Annotated in this window: 19 protein-coding genes; 5 read left to right on the top strand and 14 right to left on the bottom strand. The window is 61.0% G+C overall.

Annotation, left to right across the window (positions count from 1 at the left end):
• Positions 1-73: 73 nt before the first annotated feature.
• The 8 genes from DD235_RS13275 to DD235_RS13240 all read right to left on the bottom strand — a co-directional run bounded on the left by DD235_RS13275 (position 74) and on the right by DD235_RS13240 (position 7,938).
• Positions 74-1,090, bottom strand: a complete 1,017-nt coding sequence (locus tag DD235_RS13275) for a FecR domain-containing protein (protein WP_109062587.1) — start codon at positions 1,088-1,090, stop codon at positions 74-76.
• Between the two features lie 9 nt (positions 1,091-1,099).
• The gene (locus DD235_RS13270) at positions 1,100-1,621 is read right to left on the bottom strand and encodes a sigma-70 family RNA polymerase sigma factor (RefSeq protein WP_239990152.1); all 522 of its coding nucleotides are present in this window, start codon (positions 1,619-1,621) and stop codon (positions 1,100-1,102) included.
• Positions 1,622-1,768: 147 nt separating this feature from the next.
• Positions 1,769-3,067, bottom strand: coding sequence for a TRAP transporter large permease (locus tag DD235_RS13265; protein WP_109062586.1), 1,299 nt, complete (start codon positions 3,065-3,067; stop codon positions 1,769-1,771).
• A complete protein-coding gene (locus tag DD235_RS13260; protein ID WP_109062585.1) occupies positions 3,060-3,560 on the bottom strand; it encodes a TRAP transporter small permease in 501 nt (166 codons plus the stop codon). Before DD235_RS13260 ends, DD235_RS13265 begins: the two co-directional genes overlap by 8 nt.
• Before the next feature lie 11 nt (positions 3,561-3,571).
• On the bottom strand, positions 3,572-4,534 hold the full coding sequence (locus DD235_RS13255; protein WP_109062584.1) for a TRAP transporter substrate-binding protein: 963 nt from the start codon (positions 4,532-4,534) through the stop codon (positions 3,572-3,574).
• A 26-nt stretch (positions 4,535-4,560) separates the two neighbouring features.
• The gene (locus DD235_RS13250) at positions 4,561-5,211 is read right to left on the bottom strand and encodes a hypothetical protein (RefSeq protein WP_338028422.1); all 651 of its coding nucleotides are present in this window, start codon (positions 5,209-5,211) and stop codon (positions 4,561-4,563) included.
• Between the two features lie 353 nt (positions 5,212-5,564).
• Positions 5,565-6,929 carry an MFS transporter gene (locus DD235_RS13245; RefSeq protein ID WP_109062582.1) on the bottom strand — a complete coding sequence of 455 codons (1,365 nt, stop codon included), beginning with the start codon at positions 6,927-6,929 and terminating at the stop codon, positions 5,565-5,567.
• 73 nt (positions 6,930-7,002) lie between these two features.
• A complete protein-coding gene (locus DD235_RS13240; RefSeq protein WP_109062581.1) occupies positions 7,003-7,938 on the bottom strand; it encodes a LysR family transcriptional regulator in 936 nt (311 codons plus the stop codon).
• A gap of 234 nt (positions 7,939-8,172) precedes the next feature.
• On the opposite strand from DD235_RS13240, the gene DD235_RS13235 reads away from it, so the two are divergent.
• The 5 genes from DD235_RS13235 to DD235_RS13215 all read left to right on the top strand — a co-directional run bounded on the left by DD235_RS13235 (position 8,173) and on the right by DD235_RS13215 (position 16,329).
• Positions 8,173-10,095, top strand: a complete 1,923-nt coding sequence (locus DD235_RS13235) for a 5-oxoprolinase subunit B/C family protein (RefSeq protein ID WP_109062580.1) — start codon at positions 8,173-8,175, stop codon at positions 10,093-10,095.
• Positions 10,096-10,103: 8 nt separating this feature from the next.
• Positions 10,104-10,868 carry a 5-oxoprolinase subunit PxpA gene (locus DD235_RS13230; RefSeq protein ID WP_109062579.1) on the top strand — a complete coding sequence of 255 codons (765 nt, stop codon included), beginning with the start codon at positions 10,104-10,106 and terminating at the stop codon, positions 10,866-10,868.
• A gap of 11 nt (positions 10,869-10,879) precedes the next feature.
• A complete protein-coding gene (locus tag DD235_RS13225; protein ID WP_162300500.1) occupies positions 10,880-12,112 on the top strand; it encodes a carboxyl transferase domain-containing protein in 1,233 nt (410 codons plus the stop codon).
• 1 nt (position 12,113) lies between these two features.
• Positions 12,114-14,126 (top strand): acetyl/propionyl/methylcrotonyl-CoA carboxylase subunit alpha, encoded by a 2,013-nt coding sequence (locus DD235_RS13220; protein WP_109062577.1) that lies wholly within the window; start codon positions 12,114-12,116, stop codon positions 14,124-14,126.
• 130 nt (positions 14,127-14,256) lie between these two features.
• A complete protein-coding gene (locus DD235_RS13215) occupies positions 14,257-16,329 on the top strand; it encodes an EAL domain-containing protein (protein ID WP_109062576.1) in 2,073 nt (690 codons plus the stop codon).
• 48 nt (positions 16,330-16,377) lie between these two features.
• Here DD235_RS13215 and rpsQ read toward each other — a convergent pair whose 3' ends face one another.
• From rpsQ to rpsS, 6 genes are read right to left on the bottom strand one after another with little or no spacing between them, the layout of a single operon-like run.
• Positions 16,378-16,671, bottom strand: coding sequence for a 30S ribosomal protein S17 (rpsQ, locus tag DD235_RS13210; RefSeq protein ID WP_109062575.1), 294 nt, complete (start codon positions 16,669-16,671; stop codon positions 16,378-16,380).
• A gap of 2 nt (positions 16,672-16,673) precedes the next feature.
• Positions 16,674-16,865, bottom strand: coding sequence for a 50S ribosomal protein L29 (gene rpmC, locus DD235_RS13205; RefSeq protein WP_109062574.1), 192 nt, complete (start codon positions 16,863-16,865; stop codon positions 16,674-16,676).
• 23 nt (positions 16,866-16,888) lie between these two features.
• On the bottom strand, positions 16,889-17,305 hold the full coding sequence (gene rplP, locus DD235_RS13200; RefSeq protein ID WP_109062573.1) for a 50S ribosomal protein L16: 417 nt from the start codon (positions 17,303-17,305) through the stop codon (positions 16,889-16,891).
• Positions 17,306-17,307: 2 nt separating this feature from the next.
• Positions 17,308-18,102 (bottom strand): 30S ribosomal protein S3, encoded by a 795-nt coding sequence (gene rpsC / locus DD235_RS13195; RefSeq protein ID WP_109062572.1) that lies wholly within the window; start codon positions 18,100-18,102, stop codon positions 17,308-17,310.
• 9 nt (positions 18,103-18,111) lie between these two features.
• Positions 18,112-18,441, bottom strand: a complete 330-nt coding sequence (rplV, locus tag DD235_RS13190; RefSeq protein WP_109062571.1) for a 50S ribosomal protein L22 — start codon at positions 18,439-18,441, stop codon at positions 18,112-18,114.
• A 3-nt stretch (positions 18,442-18,444) separates the two neighbouring features.
• Positions 18,445-18,720 (bottom strand): 30S ribosomal protein S19, encoded by a 276-nt coding sequence (gene rpsS, locus DD235_RS13185; RefSeq protein WP_109062570.1) that lies wholly within the window; start codon positions 18,718-18,720, stop codon positions 18,445-18,447.
• Positions 18,721-18,726 lie beyond the last annotated feature (6 nt).

Raw genomic sequence — 18,726 nt, 5'->3', positions numbered from 1 at the left:
CTTGACGCACGAAAAACAGGAAATAGAACCGGCCTCGTCAAAAAAATTGCCTTGCGGTGAAACGCCTATCGAGTCAGGGACGAGGCACGCTGTCCACCTGCACCCAATAGGAAGTGAACATGCGCACGCGCAAACCGGGCAGACTGACTTCCAGCAACTGCAACGCCCGATCCGTGTCATCCAGAGGCAGGACAGCCGAAATCCGGATACCCGCCAAGGCACGGGCGTCATACCGGAGCACGCCACGCCGATAACGGCTCAGGATATCCAGCACTTCGGTCAGAGGCTGGTCGTCTACCAGCAGACGCCGCCGCTGCCATGCATCCTCGATGGCCGGCACGTCAAGCGCAACCAACGGCCCGACACCCTGCGCAGTGATGCGCACCTGCCATCCCGCATCGACCCGGCGGGTTGCTTGATCAACCGGCATTGTCACCGTGCCGGATCGCGCCTCGACCTGCGACTCCAACACCCCCAATTGCGTCGCATCAGACTGGCGGCTGACCTGAAAGCGCGTGCCCAGCGCACGCATGCTGCCATCCCGTGTTTCCACGATGAAAGGCCGGGTGGCATCCTTGGCCACGTCCACCAGCATATCGCCCTGGATCAGCTCGACCACGCGCTGCCCTGCGTCGTAGCGCAGGTTGACTGCGCTGGCAGCATTAAGCATGAGCCGCGTGCCATCCGGCAGCGTCTCGCTGGTCCATTGCCCCACGCCCGAGCGAATATCCGCCAGCAGGTAGGCAGGAGAATAGGTACGCAGCACCAGCCAGCCTGGCAGCAAGGCCACGCCAGCCAGTAAAAGTATTGCGAGACCTGCGCGAGTACGACGACGGCCACCGCTGGTCAGCACGGAGGATACGGTTCTTGCCCCCAGCGCCGCCCCGCCGTTGGCACGCAGCGCACCCACCTGGCCCAGCAACCCCTCCATTGCCACAGCAGCCTCGGCATGCCGTGGATCGGCCCGCTTCCAGGCCTCGAATGCAGCGTGTGTGCCAGCTCGCTCATGCTCGTCATCCACCGACAGCAGAACCAGCCAGTGCGCTGCCTGACTGGCAATTTCATCCTGCTCCGGTTTGTTGCGCGCCATGCTGTCGACTCAACGGCTCTGGCTGTGGCAATGCAGCAGCACCTGAACCAGATATTTCTGCACCATCTTGGCGGAGACCCCCAGATGCGTCGCCACGTCGGCATGCGTCCAGCCATCCAGATAATGAAGCAGAAAGGCGGCCCGCGCACGGGCCGAGACACCTTCGAGCACGGCGCAGATATGTGCCAGCGCCTGCACGGCCTCCATGATCTGTTCGGGAGAGGGGTAGCCGGCAACATCCTGGGCCCTGGCATGCAACGCCTCAAGGTAGGCACGTTCGACCTGTTCGCGGCGCGCACGGTCTATCAGCAATCGCCGCGCCGTGGTGGTGAGATAGGCCCGTGGTTCGTCAATCGGAATGCGCTGCCCTTGCAAGGCGTTGCGCGATGCCAGCAGGCGCTCGAAGGTGTCCTGCGCCACATCGGCAGCATTGTGGCGGCAGCCCAGGCGACGGCGCAACCAATCGAACAGCCAGGCATGGTGATCGCGGTACAGTTCGTGCAACTGCTCCCGCACTCCCGATTCTGCCACCAACCTGCCCTCCACGATTGCCCGAAAAACGCAAATGATAATAGTGCTCAATTTTAAAATAAGCGCTTCGCGAGTCAAGCCGCCCAACACAAAAAAACCGGGCTGTACGAAACAGCCCGGTTTTCAGTGTGGCAGATATGTGCAGAATCAGCGCATGGCTTCCGGCAGGAAGGTCACGATCTGCGGGAACATGCTGATGATCACTACCGCCAGCACCAGGATCAGGAAGAACGGGAAGGACATCCTGACCAGCTCGAACAGGTTGCGCCCGGTAATGCTCTGGATCACGAACAGATTGAACCCGACGGGTGGCGTGATCTGTGCCATTTCAACGACCAGGATCAGGAAGATACCGAACCAGATCGGATCGATACCGGCTGCCTGGATGGCCGGCATCAGAACCGCTGTGGTCAGCACCACGATGGAAATGCCATCGAGGAACGCCCCCAGGATGATGAAGAACACCGTGAGCACCGCGATCAACTGGTACTGGCTCAGACCCAACGAGGAGATCCAGGCTGCCAGGTTGGCAGGCAGGCCGGAAAAGCTCATGGCACTGGTCAGGTAGGCGGCACCCAGCATGATGAAGCAGATCATGCAGGAAGTACGAGTCGCGCCCAGCAGGCTCTCAAAGAACGACTTGAGCGTCAGCGACTTGCCCGCAGCCGCGATCAGCAGCGCACCGATCACGCCGACCGTTGCCGACTCGGTGGCTGTCGCCAGGCCCGTATAGATCGCACCGATCACACCGGCGATCAGCAACATCACCGGCAGCAGCAGCTTGAGGCGACCGAACATTTCGCGCAGCGGCACCGCCGGCTCCATGGGGGGAACCTTGTCCGGATTGCGCCACGACCACAGGCCGATGTAGCCCGAGAACAGCACCATCAGCATCAGGCCCGGCACGATGCCTGCGATAAACAGCCTGATGATCGACACCTGTGCCGAGACACCGTAGACAATCATGACAATCGACGGCGGAATCAGCAGGCCCAGCGTACCCGCACCGGCCAGCGAGCCGATACTGATGCCGTCGTTGTAGCCACGCGCCTTGAGTTCCGGCAACGAAATCTTGCCGATCGTCGCAGCCGTCGCGGCCGAAGAACCGCTCACTGCCGCGAAAATGCCGCAGCCCAGCACGTTGACGTGCACCAGCCGACCCGGCAGACGACGTACCCAGGGCGCGAGACCGTTGAACATATCTTCGGCCAGACGGGTGCGATACAGAATCTCGCCCATCCAGATGAACAGTGGCAATGCCGTCAGTGCCCAGTTCGCGGTCGCGTCCCAGCCTTTGGTCGCAAATAGGATCCCGGCAGGCGCGTCAGCAAAATACACCAGCCCGAGCAGGCCGCAGGCAATCAATGCCAGCGCTACCCAGACGCCCCCGGCCAACAGGATCAGAAGCGTGCCAATCAGGACGACAGCCTGAAACATATCACCCATGGCTGGCTCCTTCCACACGTTCGATCTGTTGACCACGAATGCAGGCAATCAGCCGCTTGAGCATGATCGCGGCCAGCAGGGTCATGCCGATCGGCATACAGATCTGCACCGGCCACAAGGGCACATTGAGCATGCCCTGGGCCACTTCGTTATAGACATAGGATTCGTAGACAAACTCGCTGACGCTCCATGCACCCCAGGCCGACAGAGCGAAGCCGATCAGGGTCGCCACCACTTCATACGGTTTGACCGCCCGTTCAGGCAGGAATTGCAACAACAGCGTGACCCGGATGTGATCCCCGCGCAGCAGGGTATAGGGCAACGCCAGAAAGACCGAGGCCGCCATCGACCACGCAGCCAGATCGTCCGCCCCAGGGATCTGATGACCCATGAGGCGGCCGACAATCTGCGCAGCCACAACGATGCCGATCATGGCCAGGAACAGCGCGGCGACAAACCCGCTGAGCGTGGCAAGGCGATCAAGTAGTGGCATAGTGCTCTCGCTTATTGTTGCTGATAGGCGTCCAGCAGCTTCTGGCCGTCTTCGCCGGCCTTGGCTTTCCATTCGCCGACCATGCGCTCGCCGATGGCGCGCAGTTCTTCTGCGAGCTTGGGCGGCAGCGGTGCGACTTCCATGCCATTCTGGGCCATGATGTCGGTCAGCTTCTGGGTCTGTTCGCGGGCATCGGTCCAGCCACGCGTCTCGGCACGAGCAGCCGCATCACGCACGGCCTGCTGGGATTCGGGCGACAGGCGGTCGAAGGCACGCTTGTTGACGATCACGAAGTTCAGGGGAATGAAGGCCTGGGCATCGTAGTAATGCTTGACGTAATCCCATGCCTGGGTGTCCACGCCCGTGGCCGGCGAGGTCAGCATGGCATCGATCACGCCCGTCGAGAAGGCCTGCGGAATTTCGGGTGTCTGCACCGTGGTGGGTGTCGCCCCCATCAGGCTGGCCAGGCGGCTGGTCACCGGGCTGTAACCGCGAAAGCGCACGCCAGCCAGGTCAGCCAGGCTTTCGATGGGCTTCTTGGTATAGATACCCTGAGGAGGCCAGGGGGCCGAGTACAGCAGCACGATGCCCTGCGCATCCAGGCGCTGTTCGAGGAAAGGACGGGTCGCCTTCCACAGCTTCTCGGACTCGTCGAACGACGACGCCAGGAACGGCACACTGTCGACTTCGAACAGAGGATCTTCATTGCCCATGGCGGCAACCAGCACTTCGCCCACCTGGACTACGCCCTGCTGCACACCGCGCTTGACCTCGGGCCGCTTGAGCAGCGTACTGTTGGACTGAACCTTGATCTCCAGTTCGCCTTTGGTGGCTTCCTGGATTTCCTGCGCGAACTGGCGCGCATTCTGGGTCAGGTAGTTGGCATCCGGCTGTTCGGCAGACATATTCCAGGTCGCGGCCTGGACCGTACCGGCGAACAGCGTCGCCAGGGCCATCGTCAATGCTTTTTTCATGTGGCTTCTCCGTGTCAGAGGGGTAATTAGCGCGAGGCCTGCAAATCGCTCGATTGCAAATCCCACAGCAAACTGTAGATATGGGCCTTGTCCTGTGCCAGGGCCAGCTTGTCCGCTGCCAGCTTGACGGCAGCCACCGCAGCCTCAGGCGTCGTGGCGTCGATCAGCAACACCGGCTCCAGCACACGACCAGCAGGATCTTCGGAAGGCAGCGGCGTGGACAGTTCGGGATCCGGGGTCAGCACGCGCACCGTCAGTGCACCATCAACCTGAGCCAGTTCGGCAGCCAGCGCAGCAGCGCGCTCGGCCGTCAGCAAATCGCCCAGTTGCAGCAGACCCAGCGCCGCCCCCGTACCGACACCGGCCAGCGGCGACACGATCATCACACGGCGGCAGGTGTTGCCCATGCGGCCAAAATTGGTCAGCGACCATTCGGTCTGTTGGGTAAACGCCTTGCGATAGGGCTCACTGCCGAATACGCCCATCGATTCCGTGCGATACAGCGCCAGATAGCGGCGGGCAGGCTGGTGCCCGTCCAGATTGGCGGCACGATAGCGACGCGCCCAGCTGAAACCGGGGATACCGGCACGCTCGGCCATGTGCTCGCGGTCATACCACTGGTTGAAGTCCCCTTCGTGGGCCGGGTCGATGTCGGTCCAGATGAACAGCTCGCCCATTGCGGCACGATCCTGGCGGATAACAGAAGTCACTTGGTTTCTCCATGCTCGATGCAGGCAAAATCGCCTAATTGCAGCGATTCTGTCGAATGGAAAAAGGGACGGCAAACTGTTTATTGTCATCCGCAAGAATAAGAAAATCTTATCAGGCCGGCACCAGCACAAATCGGCCCTGCCACCCGCTATCCCCCTGTTTTTCAGCCGGGAAAACCCCTAGGGTGGATTGACCTTCATTTTATGACCTCTCCAAATGCGACGCGGGCCTGGACGAATCGTCCAGGCCCGCTTGTCAGTGACGGCTCAGAAATGAAGTGGCCCCGACAACAGGCCTCCTCGACGTAAACCCCACGCCGTCAGCGCTTGGCATCCAGCCGGTCATACATGCCCTTTTCGTGGTCGAGCCAGTTCTCTCCCTTGTTCTTGAGGAAGAAGATGTAGACCACCAGCGACACCGCCATCACGGCCGTAGCATAGATCACGAACGACGATACCTGATCAGCCTTGAGGGCAGCCTGGTACAGCACCGGAGCGGTCCCACCAAAGGCCGAATTGGCCAGCGCATAGCCCAGTCCCACGCCCAATGCGCGGATATGAGTCGGGAACAGCTCGGCCTTCACCACGGCATTGATCGAGGTATAGCCGGTCAGGATCACGAAACCGACCCCCAGGATCAGGCAGGCGGTCCACGGATCGGTCTGCTGTGGCAGGGCCGTCACCAGATACCAGGTGTAGAACACTCCGCCAAAACCGAAGAACACCAGCAGCGTCTTGCGGCCCACGATATCCGACAACCAGCCACCGACCGGCTGCAAAAGCATCAGGAAGGTCAGCAGTCCCAGGTTGATCAGCGTACCCGTGATGACATCACCACCGGCAAAGGCCGACTGAATCATCTTGGGGCCATTGACCGAATACGTATAGAACGCAACCGTGCCCCCGACCGTGACCAGGAAGCACAGCAGCAGCGGCCGCCATTGATTGACGAACAGTTCCTTCAAGGAGCCGGAGGCACGGGCACGACCACTGCGGGCGGCCTCGATGGACTCTGCGCCCAGCGACTCGTCCATTGTCCGGCGCAGCCAGAACACGACGATCGCGGCAATCCCGCCCAGGCCGAACGCAATACGCCAGCCCCATTCGGAAATCTGCGGAATCTCGAGGAAAGTCAGCATGATCAGCAAGGTCAGTTGCGCCAGCACATGGCCGCCGACCAGCGTCACATAGTGAAAGGAGGACAGGAAACCGCGGCGTCCGGGAATGGCAGCCTCGGACATATAGGTCGCGCTGGTGCCATACTCGCCACCGGTGGCAAACCCTTGCACCAGGCGGGCCAGCAGCAGGATGATGGGAGCCGCAATGCCGATGGCCGCCATGTTGGGCGTGATCGCGATGACGAACGAGCAGGCCGCCATCATCGTGACGGATACCGTCAGTGCCAGCCGACGCCCATAGCGATCGGCAAAACGGCCGAAGTACCAAGCACCGATAGGGCGCATCAGGAAGGTCATGGCAAAAATGCCCCAGACATAGAGCGTCGCATTCTTGTCTTCGGGCGAGAAGAACTGCGACTCGAAGTAGATGGCAAAGACCGAGTAGACGTAAACGTCGTACCACTCGACCAGGTTGCCGGCTGAGCCCTTGAGCGTATTGGAGATCGAGCGACGCAGATTGCCCGGAGTGGTGCCGCCTGCGGTTGCGGACGCGGAATGGGAGGTCATGAAGCAGGGCCTCTGTAAGTGAAAACAATTCTGGAGTATAGATGCAGCCTATTGCAGGCTGTCAATCACATGATTAAATAACCAGCACACCGCTATCGAGCGGCGGCGTCGTATCGTCGGGCCAGGCCGAGGCATAGCGATGCATCTCATCCATGGCCAGCGTCACGACTGCCTCTGACAAAGACGCCACCGGATCAGGACGCCAGGTCGCCACCAGCTTGAGCGCCGGCATCTGCACATCGCACTGCACCACCCTCAGTTTACCCGCAGAAATCTGATCACGGACCGTGGCAATCGGCAGCGTGGCAATGCTCTGATTGGTCCGGATCAATTGCACGCAGGCGAAGATGGATGACACGAAGTGAATCCGCGACGCCTGCACGCCCTGGTGCATCAGCAGGTCCAGCAATTGCAAGTGAGGCTGCGAGTGTCGTGGGAAAGTCACCAGCGGATGCTCGACCAGTTCGGCCAGGGACAGACGCTCCGGAATATCCGCATCGGTGCTGCAGATCCAGCCCTGTTCCAGCGCCCCCAGGTCACGATTGCGGACATCGCGCTCGATCAGCGGATCCGTCTGCAGCAGGACATCCACCACGCCTCTGCGCAACAGGTCATGCAGACGCCGGGTAGATTCCGTCGTCAGCTCGATTTCAAGACCTGGATGGGTTTCCTGCAGGCGCTTGATGAAGGGCGCGAACCAGGTGTGAACCACCGACTCGACAATCCCGATCCGTGCCAGTCCGCGCAGTTCTTCGGGGCCGCGCAGCGTGCGCCGCATATTGCTTTCCAGTTCAAGCATCTGCTCAGCATAGAACAGCAACGCCCGACCGGCTGGCGTCAGAGGCAAATCGCGCATGCCGCGATCAAACAACTGCTGCCCGACCTCTTCCTCCAAGGCGGCAATCCGTCCTGAAATAGCTGCCTGTGTCAGGTTGAGCTTGCCCGCGGTAGCCTTGAAGCTGCGCAAGCGGGCAACCCACAGGAAGGTTTCGAGGAAGCGGATATTCATAACCCCGGATGATACTGTACGCCACAGAAATCGTGCGGAACGGGTGGGCAATCCCCTATATGCAAGCCGGTCATGCAGCAGCACAGCAACGCCTGGACTCGCACGGCACGCAGATAAGAATAATTGATCGACCGGAAAAGGAAATTTGCGTTCGACAAGGTCTGAGGGTTCACGAATAATCAGTGGCGTTTTATCCGTCACCTTTTATCCGACAGATCGCCAGAAAGTGATCGTATGACTATATCTGCTGCCGCATCCGACCTCCCTTCCATCGAACCGCTGGGCGATGCCGCGCTGACGGTCGTGTTCGGACGTCAGGCCTCTCCCGACAACAGCGCGCGGGCGCTGGGCTTTGCCAAGCTGCTGTCCCGCCATCGCGAACACGATGCCATCCTCGGCAGCATTACGGAATGGGCACCTGCCTTCTGCTCCGTCACGGTCTGGTTCGATCCGCTGTCGACAGACCGGCAAGCGCTGATCGCCAGACTGCAAGTGCTGGCAGACCAGGGCACGCGCCTGGAATCGGAAGGCCAGGAATGGCTGATCCCTGTCTGCTTCGACCCGCGACATGCGCCTGATCTCAACTTCCTTGCGCAAAGCTGCGGCCTTGACACACGCGAAGTGGTCGCGCTCATGACTGAAACCACGTTCACCGTCAGGATGCTGGGCTTTTTGCCTGGCTTCCCTTATATGGATGGTCTGTCGCCCGTACTCAGCCAGCCACGCCTGAAAACGCCCCGCAAGACCGTACCGGCACGTTCCATCGCCGTCGCTGGCGAACAATGCGCAGCCTACCCTTGGGAAAGTCCTGGCGGCTGGCACCTGCTGGGACGCACACCCGTCCCCCTGTTCAGCCTCGACCGTCCGGAGCGGCCCGCGCTGCTCGTGCCCGGCGACAGGGTTCGCTGGCGTGCCATTGCAGCAGAGGAATATGAAACGCTGGAAGCGCGCTATGCCCGGCCTGGCTGGTCGCTTCAGGAATTCTTGCCTGACGGACAGACTCCTGGCTCGTCTATATCGACGACCAAACCTGCCCTCCTCTCGGACATCAGCCCGTCCATCCCTGATCGCAGAGCAGCAACCCCTCAGGGCAGCCTGCCGGCCACCACGGCCGCAGCCGGCCTGCTCGAAATCATTGACCCAGCCTGGGCCGCCAGCATTCAGGATCAGGGTCGGGCCGGTTACCGCGCGCTGGGCATTCCGTTGTCTGGCGCACTCGATCCGAGCCGACAGGCCGCTGCCAACGCGTTGGCAGGGAATACACCACAGGCCGCCACACTGGAAATGCTGGGCGGTGGACCGACACTTGCTGTCCGGCAAGGGCCGGTACGCTGTGCCCTGGCGGGTGCCGGCACCCTAGTGCGAACATCAGCCACAGGCCTGACGTGTACGTTGCCCGCCTGGCGTGGCATCGTGCTTCATGCCGGCGACACGTTGCAAGTCCGACTGGACGATAGCCAGCCTGCCTACCTGGCCCTGAGTGGCGGCATCCAGTCAGAACCTGTGCTGGACAGCCGTGCCACCTATGGTCGCGCACGCCTGGGTGGTCTGGCCGGCGAGCCGTTGCGTGCGGGGCATCGCCTGCCCTGCGCTGCACTGACGACAGACGATGCTCGGTCTGACCTGCAGGCACTGCCACTGGCCGCGCCGCCTTCAGAAAAACGGCACGAACATGCACTGTTGACGCTGCGCGTCATCGCCGGCCCCCAGGATCATCATTTCACCGAGCAGGCCCGGACCCGCTTCTGCACCGAAACCTATACCGTCTCCCGTGATGCCGACCGCATGGGGCTGCGCCTGGAAGGCCCCGAAATCAAACATGGTGAGCAAGGAGCCGACATCGTGACTGACGGCATCACGCCCGGTGCCATCCAGGTCCCGGCCAATGGCCAGCCCATCATCCTGCTGGCCGATGCCCAGACTACAGGCGGCTACGCCAAGATCGCCACGGTCATCCAGGCAGATCTGCCCCTGCTGGCACGACTGGCCCCCGGTTCGACGGTCGCATTCCGCTATGTCGATGCCTCCGAAGCGCTAGCGGCACTGCAGGCTTGCACCGCAGCAGCAGCGGGCTGGCAGGCCAGCCTGCGCAAAATGCCCTCCGCCGGCGCACTCCAGACAGACGCCTTGGCCCATATCGATTATTCCTTCAGGTGACATCCGCCATGCAGAACGCGATCAATCTCAATGCCGACCTGGGCGAAAGCTTCGGTGCCTGGAACATGGGCCTGGACGAAGCCCTGCTCCAGGTCATCGATTCCGCCAATATCGCCTGCGGTTTTCATGCAGGCGATCCGGTCGTCATGCGTCGCACAGTGCGAGCCGCCAAGGCAGCCGGAGTCGAAATCGGTGCCCACCCCTCATTTCCGGACCTGCAAGGATTTGGCAGACGCCGCATGCACCTGGCCCCCGACGAACTCGAAGCCGCACTGCTCTATCAGATCGCTGCACTCGATGGCATGGCGCGCACGGAGGAAACCCGCGTCACGCACGTCAAGGTACATGGCGCGCTCAGCAACATGGCCTGCGATGATGCGGCCCTGGCTACCGTCGTTGCCCATGCCATCCGTACCTACGGGCAGGACCTGATCCTGCTGGCGCCGGCATGTTCCCAGCTCTGCCTGGCCGGACGTGCCGCCGGCCTGCGCGTCGTCGAGGAAATCTTTGCCGATCGAGCCTATACCGATGCAGGACAACTGGTACCGCGCAGCCGGCCCGATGCTATGATTCACGGTGCCGCGGCATCACTGGCACATGTCGAAGCCATGCTGCAGGCCGGTGCCCTGATCTCGACCAGTGGCAAGCACATTCCGACGCCCATTGGCAGCATCTGCGTACATGGCGATGGTCCCGATGCCGTCAATACTGCAGCGGCCCTGAAGCAGGCACTGGGCGAGCGTGGTTACCACCTGCGGGGTATGGCAGCATGAGTACGGATCACATGCATCCCCCCCTCGCACCCGATATCCTGCTCGCGGCCTTGTTCGACACCCTGCCGGCGTCTCGTCACTGCAATGGCCTGACGCTGGCCAGCGGCACACTGCTGGGCCACCCGCTGGACTGCTTTGTCCTGCATGGCAGCGATTGCACCAGTACGGATCATGCTGCGCTGCTCGAGTTCCTGACGACAGCGCGCACTGCCGTGCGCCCCCTGATCGGTATCTTTGCCTGCGGTACCGCCGCTGACGAAGACGGCCACCTGCTCGAACGACAGGCATTGCTGCTGCAGCAACTCGCGACTGCACGCAGCCTGGCCCCCTATCTGTCCATCGTGCTGACGCAGCAGACCGGCCCCCTTGCCGCACTGGCTGCACTGGCCGACCTGACGCTGGTTGCCAGGCCAACCGGCAGCCTGGCGCTGCATGGCCCGAATGCCGTGCTGCAGGCCCGCGCTCTGGTATTCGACGCCGATGCCCTGGGGGGTGCTGCCGCACTGCGCCACCAGAGCGGCCTGGCCACACGATCCTGCCGCAGCACATTGGAAGCATTGCGACATGTGCGCCTCGCCCTGCCACTGCTCTCCAGCCCGCAAAGCCTGGGCCCTGCCAGTGCAGCCAAGCCGGCCCAGGCCCTGGCAACGCTGTTGCCGGACACCCGCAACGCCTTTGACTGCCGCGAACTCATCGACACGCTGATTGATGCCGGCAGCCTGCTGGCATGGCACGATGACGACGATCTGGCCGTGGCAACCGGCATTGCCCGTCTGCAGGGCCGCACCGTCGGTATCGTATCGAATCAGCCCCGGCAACACGCCGGCCACCTGGGGCTGGCCGAACTGCGCAGGATCGAGCGGTTTCTGCAACTGTGTCGTATCCGCAAGCTGCCTGTCCTCAGCCTGATCGACACAGGCGGGCTGCTGCCCGCCTTGCCGGACACCGACGCCGACCTGCTGGCGACATGGCTGCGCGTACTCGATGCCTGGCAGACACTGGAAACGCCCCGCATCAGCATCGTGCCACGCCTGGCGCTGGGTACCGGCGCACTGTCCATGGGACTGACACCGGCCACGCCCCGCCATATCCGCATCGAATGGCTGGGTGCCGGTACTCAGGCCAGCGGTACGTTTGCCGATGCACACCCCACTGCGCAGCAGACAGGCCCATACCATCTGCTGACCGCCCCGGCCGACTGCCCCCTGGCCGTACACACCGCCCTCGACTTGCTGCAGGCCTGATATGTTCAAGAAAATCCTGATCGCCAACCGTGGGGAAATCGCCTGCCGCGTGATCCGTACCGCCCGCCGCATGGGCATTGCCACAGTGGCTGTCTATTCCGATGCCGACCGCCGTGCGCTGCATGTCCACATGGCGGACGAAGCCGTCCGCATCGGCCCGCCCCCCTCGCGCGAATCCTACCTGAATATCGACGCCCTTATCGACGCCTGCCGTCAGACTGGTGCCGATGCCGTCCATCCGGGTTATGGCTTTCTGTCGGAGCGTGCCGATTTTGCACGCCGTCTGGAAGAAGCCGGCATTGCCTTCATCGGCCCACGCCCCGAGGCCATTGCCTCGATGGGCGACAAGATCGCCTCCAAGCAACTGGCGCAACGCGCAGGTGTCAGTACCATTCCCGGCCATGACGGACTCGTGGAAAGCCCGGAGCAGGCCGTGGACATCGCACGCGGCATCGGCTACCCCGTCATGATCAAGGCTTCTGCCGGCGGCGGGGGCAAGGGACTGCGGGTTGCTCACGATGACCAGCAGGCCCATGCCGGTTTCCTGGCCTGCCAGAGCGAAGCCATGCGCAGCTTTGGCGATGACCGTATCTTTATCGAGAAATTCATCGAGCAGCCACGCCATATCGAAATTCAGGTACTGGCGGATGAGCACGGCCAGGCCCTCTACCTGTGGGAGCGCGAATGCTCCCTGCAGCGGCGCCACCAGAAACTGATTGAAGAAGCCCCCAGCAGCTTTCTGTCCCCCGACACACGGCGCGCCATGGGCGAGCAGGCTGCGGCCCTGGCTCGAGCAGTCGGCTATCGCACTGCCGGCACCGTGGAGTTCGTGGTGGGCAGCGACCAGTCGTTCTATTTCCTGGAGATGAACACCCGCCTGCAGGTCGAGCACCCTGTCACAGAGGCCATCACCGGCCTGGATCTCGTGGAATGGATGATTCGGACTGCCGCCGGTGAGGCGCTGCCATTCGGTCAGGCAGATATACGCATGGACGGCTGGGCCATCGAATGTCGCATCAATGCCGAAGATCCTTTTCGGAACAACCTGCCCTCGAATGGCCGCATTACACATTACGTACCGCCCGAACAGGTCAACGGAGTACGGGTGGATACCGGTATCGAGCCCGGAGCGGAAATCTCGGTTCACTACGATCCGATGATCGCCAAGCTGATCGTCCATGCTCCAGACAGGAACAGCGCCATTGCACGCATGCTGCAAGCACTGGATGAGTTTGTGATCCGTGGCGTACAGGCCAATATCCCGCTGCAATCTACTTTATTGCAACATCGCGATTTCGTCTCTGGCCAATTCGATACCGGGTTCATGGCGCGCCATTATCCGGATGCCCTGCCTGCAGGCGGAGCCATCGCCGCCGACGAGTCCTTGCTGGCCTGTCTGGCAGCATGGAGCCAGTTCCAGCGAGACTATGCGCTGGCCGCCGATCCAGGGACATTCGGACAAACTGCCGAACACTACTGCATCTGCGCTGCGGAACAGCCTGAACAAATACATCGGATCGCCCTACAGCACAGCGCTGCTGCCGATGGCTGGCAGGTGTCCATCGACTCAGGCCCCGCCCAGGCCTTGAGTGTCATCGTCGAAGCACAGGGACGTCGACTGAAGGGACACCTGGGTGAGCACACCTTCGTGGTTCAGGTCGAAGACGAAGCGGGCGATGCCCTCGGGCCAGTCTGCGCACTCTGGCAGCACGGCAGCGTGCGACGCTTTTTGGCACTGCGCCCTGCCGAGCATGCTCTGTTGCTGGCGCAACCGGCAGACGCAGCCCTGCAGCACGGACTTGCCGTGACAGCCCCCATGGCCGGCACGCTCCTGAAAGTGTCCGTCAGCAGCGGCCAGATCCTGCAAGGCGGCGATACCGTCGCCGTCATCGAAGCAATGAAAATGGAACACAGCCTGACCGTCGACGATGACTGCATCGTCGACAGCCTGCTGGCCGAAGCCGGACAGGCCATGGCTGCAGGACAGACGCTGATGACACTCAAGCCCCTCTGAAACAAGATGCATCGGTATTTTGCGTGAGGTTGAGCAGACGCAAAACCGATGCATGCACAATCGCGACGAGCCATCGCAGGGCTGATAACAATCGGATATATTTCACCGAAACCGATTGTCAGGATCAGGCATGTCTGTTCTAGCACTATTTCACGCACCACGGGCCTGGTTGCCCAAAGTGGCTACCGCACGACCGATGGTCGCGATACGCGAAGGCTTGCTGTGGACGCTGCCCTTTTTACTGATCTCGACACTTTTCCTGCTCCTGTCGCAGATCAGCCGCATGGCGGGTCTGCCCGTCCAATGGAGCAATACCCTTTCGTCCATTTACTGGATGCTGCGCGATATCCTGCCCTGGATCGCAAGCATTTCCATCGGCTATATTCTGGCCACGCTGTATCGCCTGCCACCACTGCCAACTGCATTCCTTTGCCTGTCTTACCTGTTGCCGATCGATAGCCTGCTGGCCGCAACACCACGTCTGGCCCAGACACTGTCGTTCCTGGTCGCGATACTGACCCCCTTGCTCTGCGTGCCATTGATTGCCCGGCTGCATAACATTCGATGGCTCAAGCTGGCACCACGCGGTATCGCCAGCAGTGCTGTACGCGAAACACTCAACCTGATCCTCCCCGGTGCTGTAACCGGACTGATCCTGTTGCTGCTTGTAGCTGCAGCACTGGCACCCTTGCGGATACTGGATCCTGCCGGCCTGCAAAGCTGGCTGGCCGACATGCCCGCCGTTGTGCTTGGCCCTGTTTTGGTGCTCATCAATTCGATTGCCTGGTTTTTCGGTATCCATGGCAATTACCTGCTGCAGCCCATACTGGATATGCTGGATCACTTGCCGGCACTGCACAATGGCCAGCACCACTACCCAATCAGCCGCGCCATGCTGTTCACATTTGTCTACACAGGTGGCAGCGGTGCGACTCTGGGCTTGATTCTTGCCATTCTGCTTTGTTCATCCCAGAAGGCACTGCGCCTGCTGGCGCTGCTCAGCCTGCCCACAGCCTTCATCAACATCAACGAAATCCTGCTCTTCGGCGTTCCGCTCATACTCAATCCCTGGCTGCTGGCTCCTTTTATCCTGGCACCGATGGCAGCCATGGTCTGCACACTGGGGGCGCTCGAAATGGGCTGGTTGACGCTGATGCCCATGCAGCTCCCGTTCAGCACGCCCGTGCTTTTCAATGCCTATGCCCTCAGCGGAAGCAGCTGGTCCGGTGCTGTATTCCAGTGTTTCCTGATCGTGTTGAGCGCAATCTGCTATGCCCCGTTCATCCGCCGCATGGAGCAACGCCGGCATCTGGGACAGTCTGTCCATATCAAATCCATGGATATCACGTTTACACGCCTGCAGGAAGTCTCGCAGTTGCTCACCCGCGAACCCGTCAGCCAGGCAATTTTACGCCAGCAGAACAAAGATGCCGCCATGCGTGACATGCGGGCACTCAGTCATGCCGAGTTCTATCTGGAATTTCAGCCGCAGGTCACATTGCACAGTCGCCTATGCACCGGCTGCGAGGCGTTGCTGCGCATCCGTACGCCTGATGGTAGCATCCTGTCACCGGCTCGCTTTCTGCAATCCCTGCATGAAGCCAGTCAGATGACCGAAGTCGATCTCTGGGTGGCCAGACAAGCCTTGCAGCAGTATCACCAATGGCGCGCTGCAGGATTCACGCTGCCGATCAGCATCAACGTCTCAGGCGCAACCCTTCTCGATCCAGCGGCGCTGGAACACCTCGCCAGCATCCTGTCGCGCGCTGAGGGCATGATATCGGTCGAGTTGACGGAAGAAACGCTGATTGGCGATGAACATGCCCTGCACCATGCCTTCCGTCGCCTGCACGATATTGGCGCCCGGATCTATATTGATGATTTTGGAACAGGCTATGCCGCCCTGAGCCACCTTTATCGTTACGACATCGATGTCGTCAAGCTTGACCGCAGCTTCATCCTGTCCAGCGATACTGACAAAGGCATGCAGGTCCTGTCCGGCATCCTGAACCTCTGCCACGGTCTGCAATTGCAAGTAGTCGTGGAAGGCGTCGAAACCACCGAACAGATACAGGCACTGCGCACAGCCAGTGCACACGACATGGGCATACAAGGCTGGTATTTCAGCAAGTCACTGCCAGGCGATATGCTCAGACAATTCGCACAAAAAAGGCACTTGCCGGAAGCAAGTGCCTTGGAATGATCACCGGGCAGGACGCCTTTCAGAGAAAGGCGAACCTGTCAGTCGCGATCAGATGATGCGCGCAGCCTCGACCAGACGGGTTACCGTCCAGGACTTGGAACGCGAGATCGGACGGCCTTCGGCAATCTCGACCGTATCACCTTCGTTGTACTGGTTGGTTTCGTCATGCGCCTTGTACTTGTTCGAGCGCACCACGATCTTGCCCAGCAGCGGGTGTTTGACGCGACGCTCGACGCGAACGACGACCGTCTTGTCCATCTTGTTGCTGACAACCTGACCAACCAGCGTGCGCTGGCGCTTGGCGGGCTGCTCGGCAACCGGAGTGGTTTGAGTTTGACTCATGTTTAGCTCCCTGCCTTCTGGTTCAGCACGGTGCGGACGCGCGCGATGTCGCGGCGAACCTGCCGAATCTGGCTGGTGTTGGTCAGCTGTTGGGTAGCACGTTGCATACGCAGGCTGAACTGGGCCTTCAGCAGCTCTTCGAGCTCCTTGTTCAGTTCGGCCACGTCTTTGGAACGGAGGTCTTGTGCTTTCATGTCAATATTCCTCTGGTCCGCAATTACACGCCAACCTGGCGGGTAACGAACGTGGTGGCGATGGGCAGCTTGGCTGCAGCCAGACGGAAGGCTTCGCGGGCGAGTTCTTCGCTCACACCTTCCATCTCGTACAGCACCTTGCCCGGCTGGATTTCAGCGACCCAATACTCGGGGTTGCCCTTACCGTTACCCATACGGACTTCGGCAGGCTTTTGCGAGATGGGTTTGTCCGGGAAAACACGGATCCAGATGCGGCCACCGCGCTTGATGCGGCGGTTGATGGCACGACGGGCAGCTTCGATCTGACGAGCGGTCAGGCGGCCACGACCGATGGCCTTCAAACCGAACTCGCCGAACGACACATGCGCGCCACGAGTGGCGACGCCGGTGTTACGGCCCTTCTGCTCTTTACGATACTTTCTGCGTGCTGGTTGCAGCATGCTTATTCTCCTTCAGCAGGCGCGGCAGCAGCCTCGCTCTTGCGCGGTGCACCACGACCGCCGCGGCCGGTACGCTCGCCTGCGGGACGATCACGACGATCGCCACGGGGCGCGCGGCGCGGACGGCGCTCTTCTTCACGCGGTGCGGCTTCGGGCGGCAGTTGGCCGTTGGCCAGGATCTCGCCCTTGTAGATCCAGACCTTGATACCGATAATCCCGTAGGTCGTATGCGCCTCGGACGTCGCGTAATCGATATTGGCGCGCAGGGTGTGCAGGGGCACACGGCCTTCGCGGTACCATTCGGTACGTGCAATTTCGATACCATTGAGACGGCCCGAGCTCATGATCTTGATGCCCTGGGCACCCATGCGCATTGCATTTTGCATGGCGCGCTTCATGGCACGGCGGAACATGATCCGCTTTTCGAGCTGTTGCGAGATCGAATCGGCGACCAGTTGAGCATCGGTCTCAGGCTTGCGGACTTCTTCGATGTTGACGTGCACGGGCACGCCCATCAGAGTCTGCAGATCGGCCTTGAGGGTTTCGATGTCTTCGCCACGCTTGCCGATCACCACGCCCGGACGTGCCGAGAAAATAGTGATGCGTGCATTCTTGGCAGGACGCTCGATGACGACGCGGCTGACCGAAGCATTCTTCAGTTTCTTCTTGAGGTACTCACGGACGCGGATGTCGGCGGCCAGCGTTTCGCTGAACGTCTTGTCATCTGCGAACCAGCGCGAACCCCAATTGCGGGTAACCGCAAGACGGAACCCAATCGGGTGAATTTTCTGTCCCATCGTGGCTCCTTAAGCGCCGACTTTGACCACAATGTGGCAAGTCTGCTTTTCGATACGGTTGCCGCGGCCTTTGGCGCGAGCGGAGAAACGCTTCATCGATTCTGCCTTGTCCACGTAAATGGTGGTCACACGCAGTTCGTCGATATCGGCGCCGTCGTTGTGCTCGGCATTGGCGATGGCCGACTCGACGGCCTTCTTCAGGATGCCAGCGGCTTTCTTGGGCGTGAAGGTGAGGATATTCAGGGCCTGTTCGACCGACTTGCCGCGGATCAGATCCGCAACCAGACGGGCTTTCTGGGCCGAAATATGCACACCACGGATAATGGCTGTGGTTTCCATGGCTTACCTCTTGGCCTTCTTGTCCGCAGCGTGACCCTTGAACGTACGGGTCAGTGCGAACTCACCGAGCTTGTGACCGACCATGTTCTCGTTGATGTAAACGGGAACATGCTGGCGGCCATTGTGCACAGCGATGGTCAGCCCGATGAATTCGGGCAGGATGGTGGAACGGCGCGACCAGGTTTTGATCGGCCTCTTGTCTTTACCCGTGACAGCCGTGTCCACCTTCTTGACCAGGTGGGCATCGACGAACGGGCCTTTCTTGATAGAACGTGACATAGTCTT

The organism is Corticimicrobacter populi, assembly GCF_003123725.1.
GTDB lineage: Bacteria > Pseudomonadota > Gammaproteobacteria > Burkholderiales > Burkholderiaceae_B > Corticimicrobacter > Corticimicrobacter populi.
Note: the sequence above shows the minus strand (reverse complement) of the source record. Positions and strands in the feature narration are given on the sequence as shown.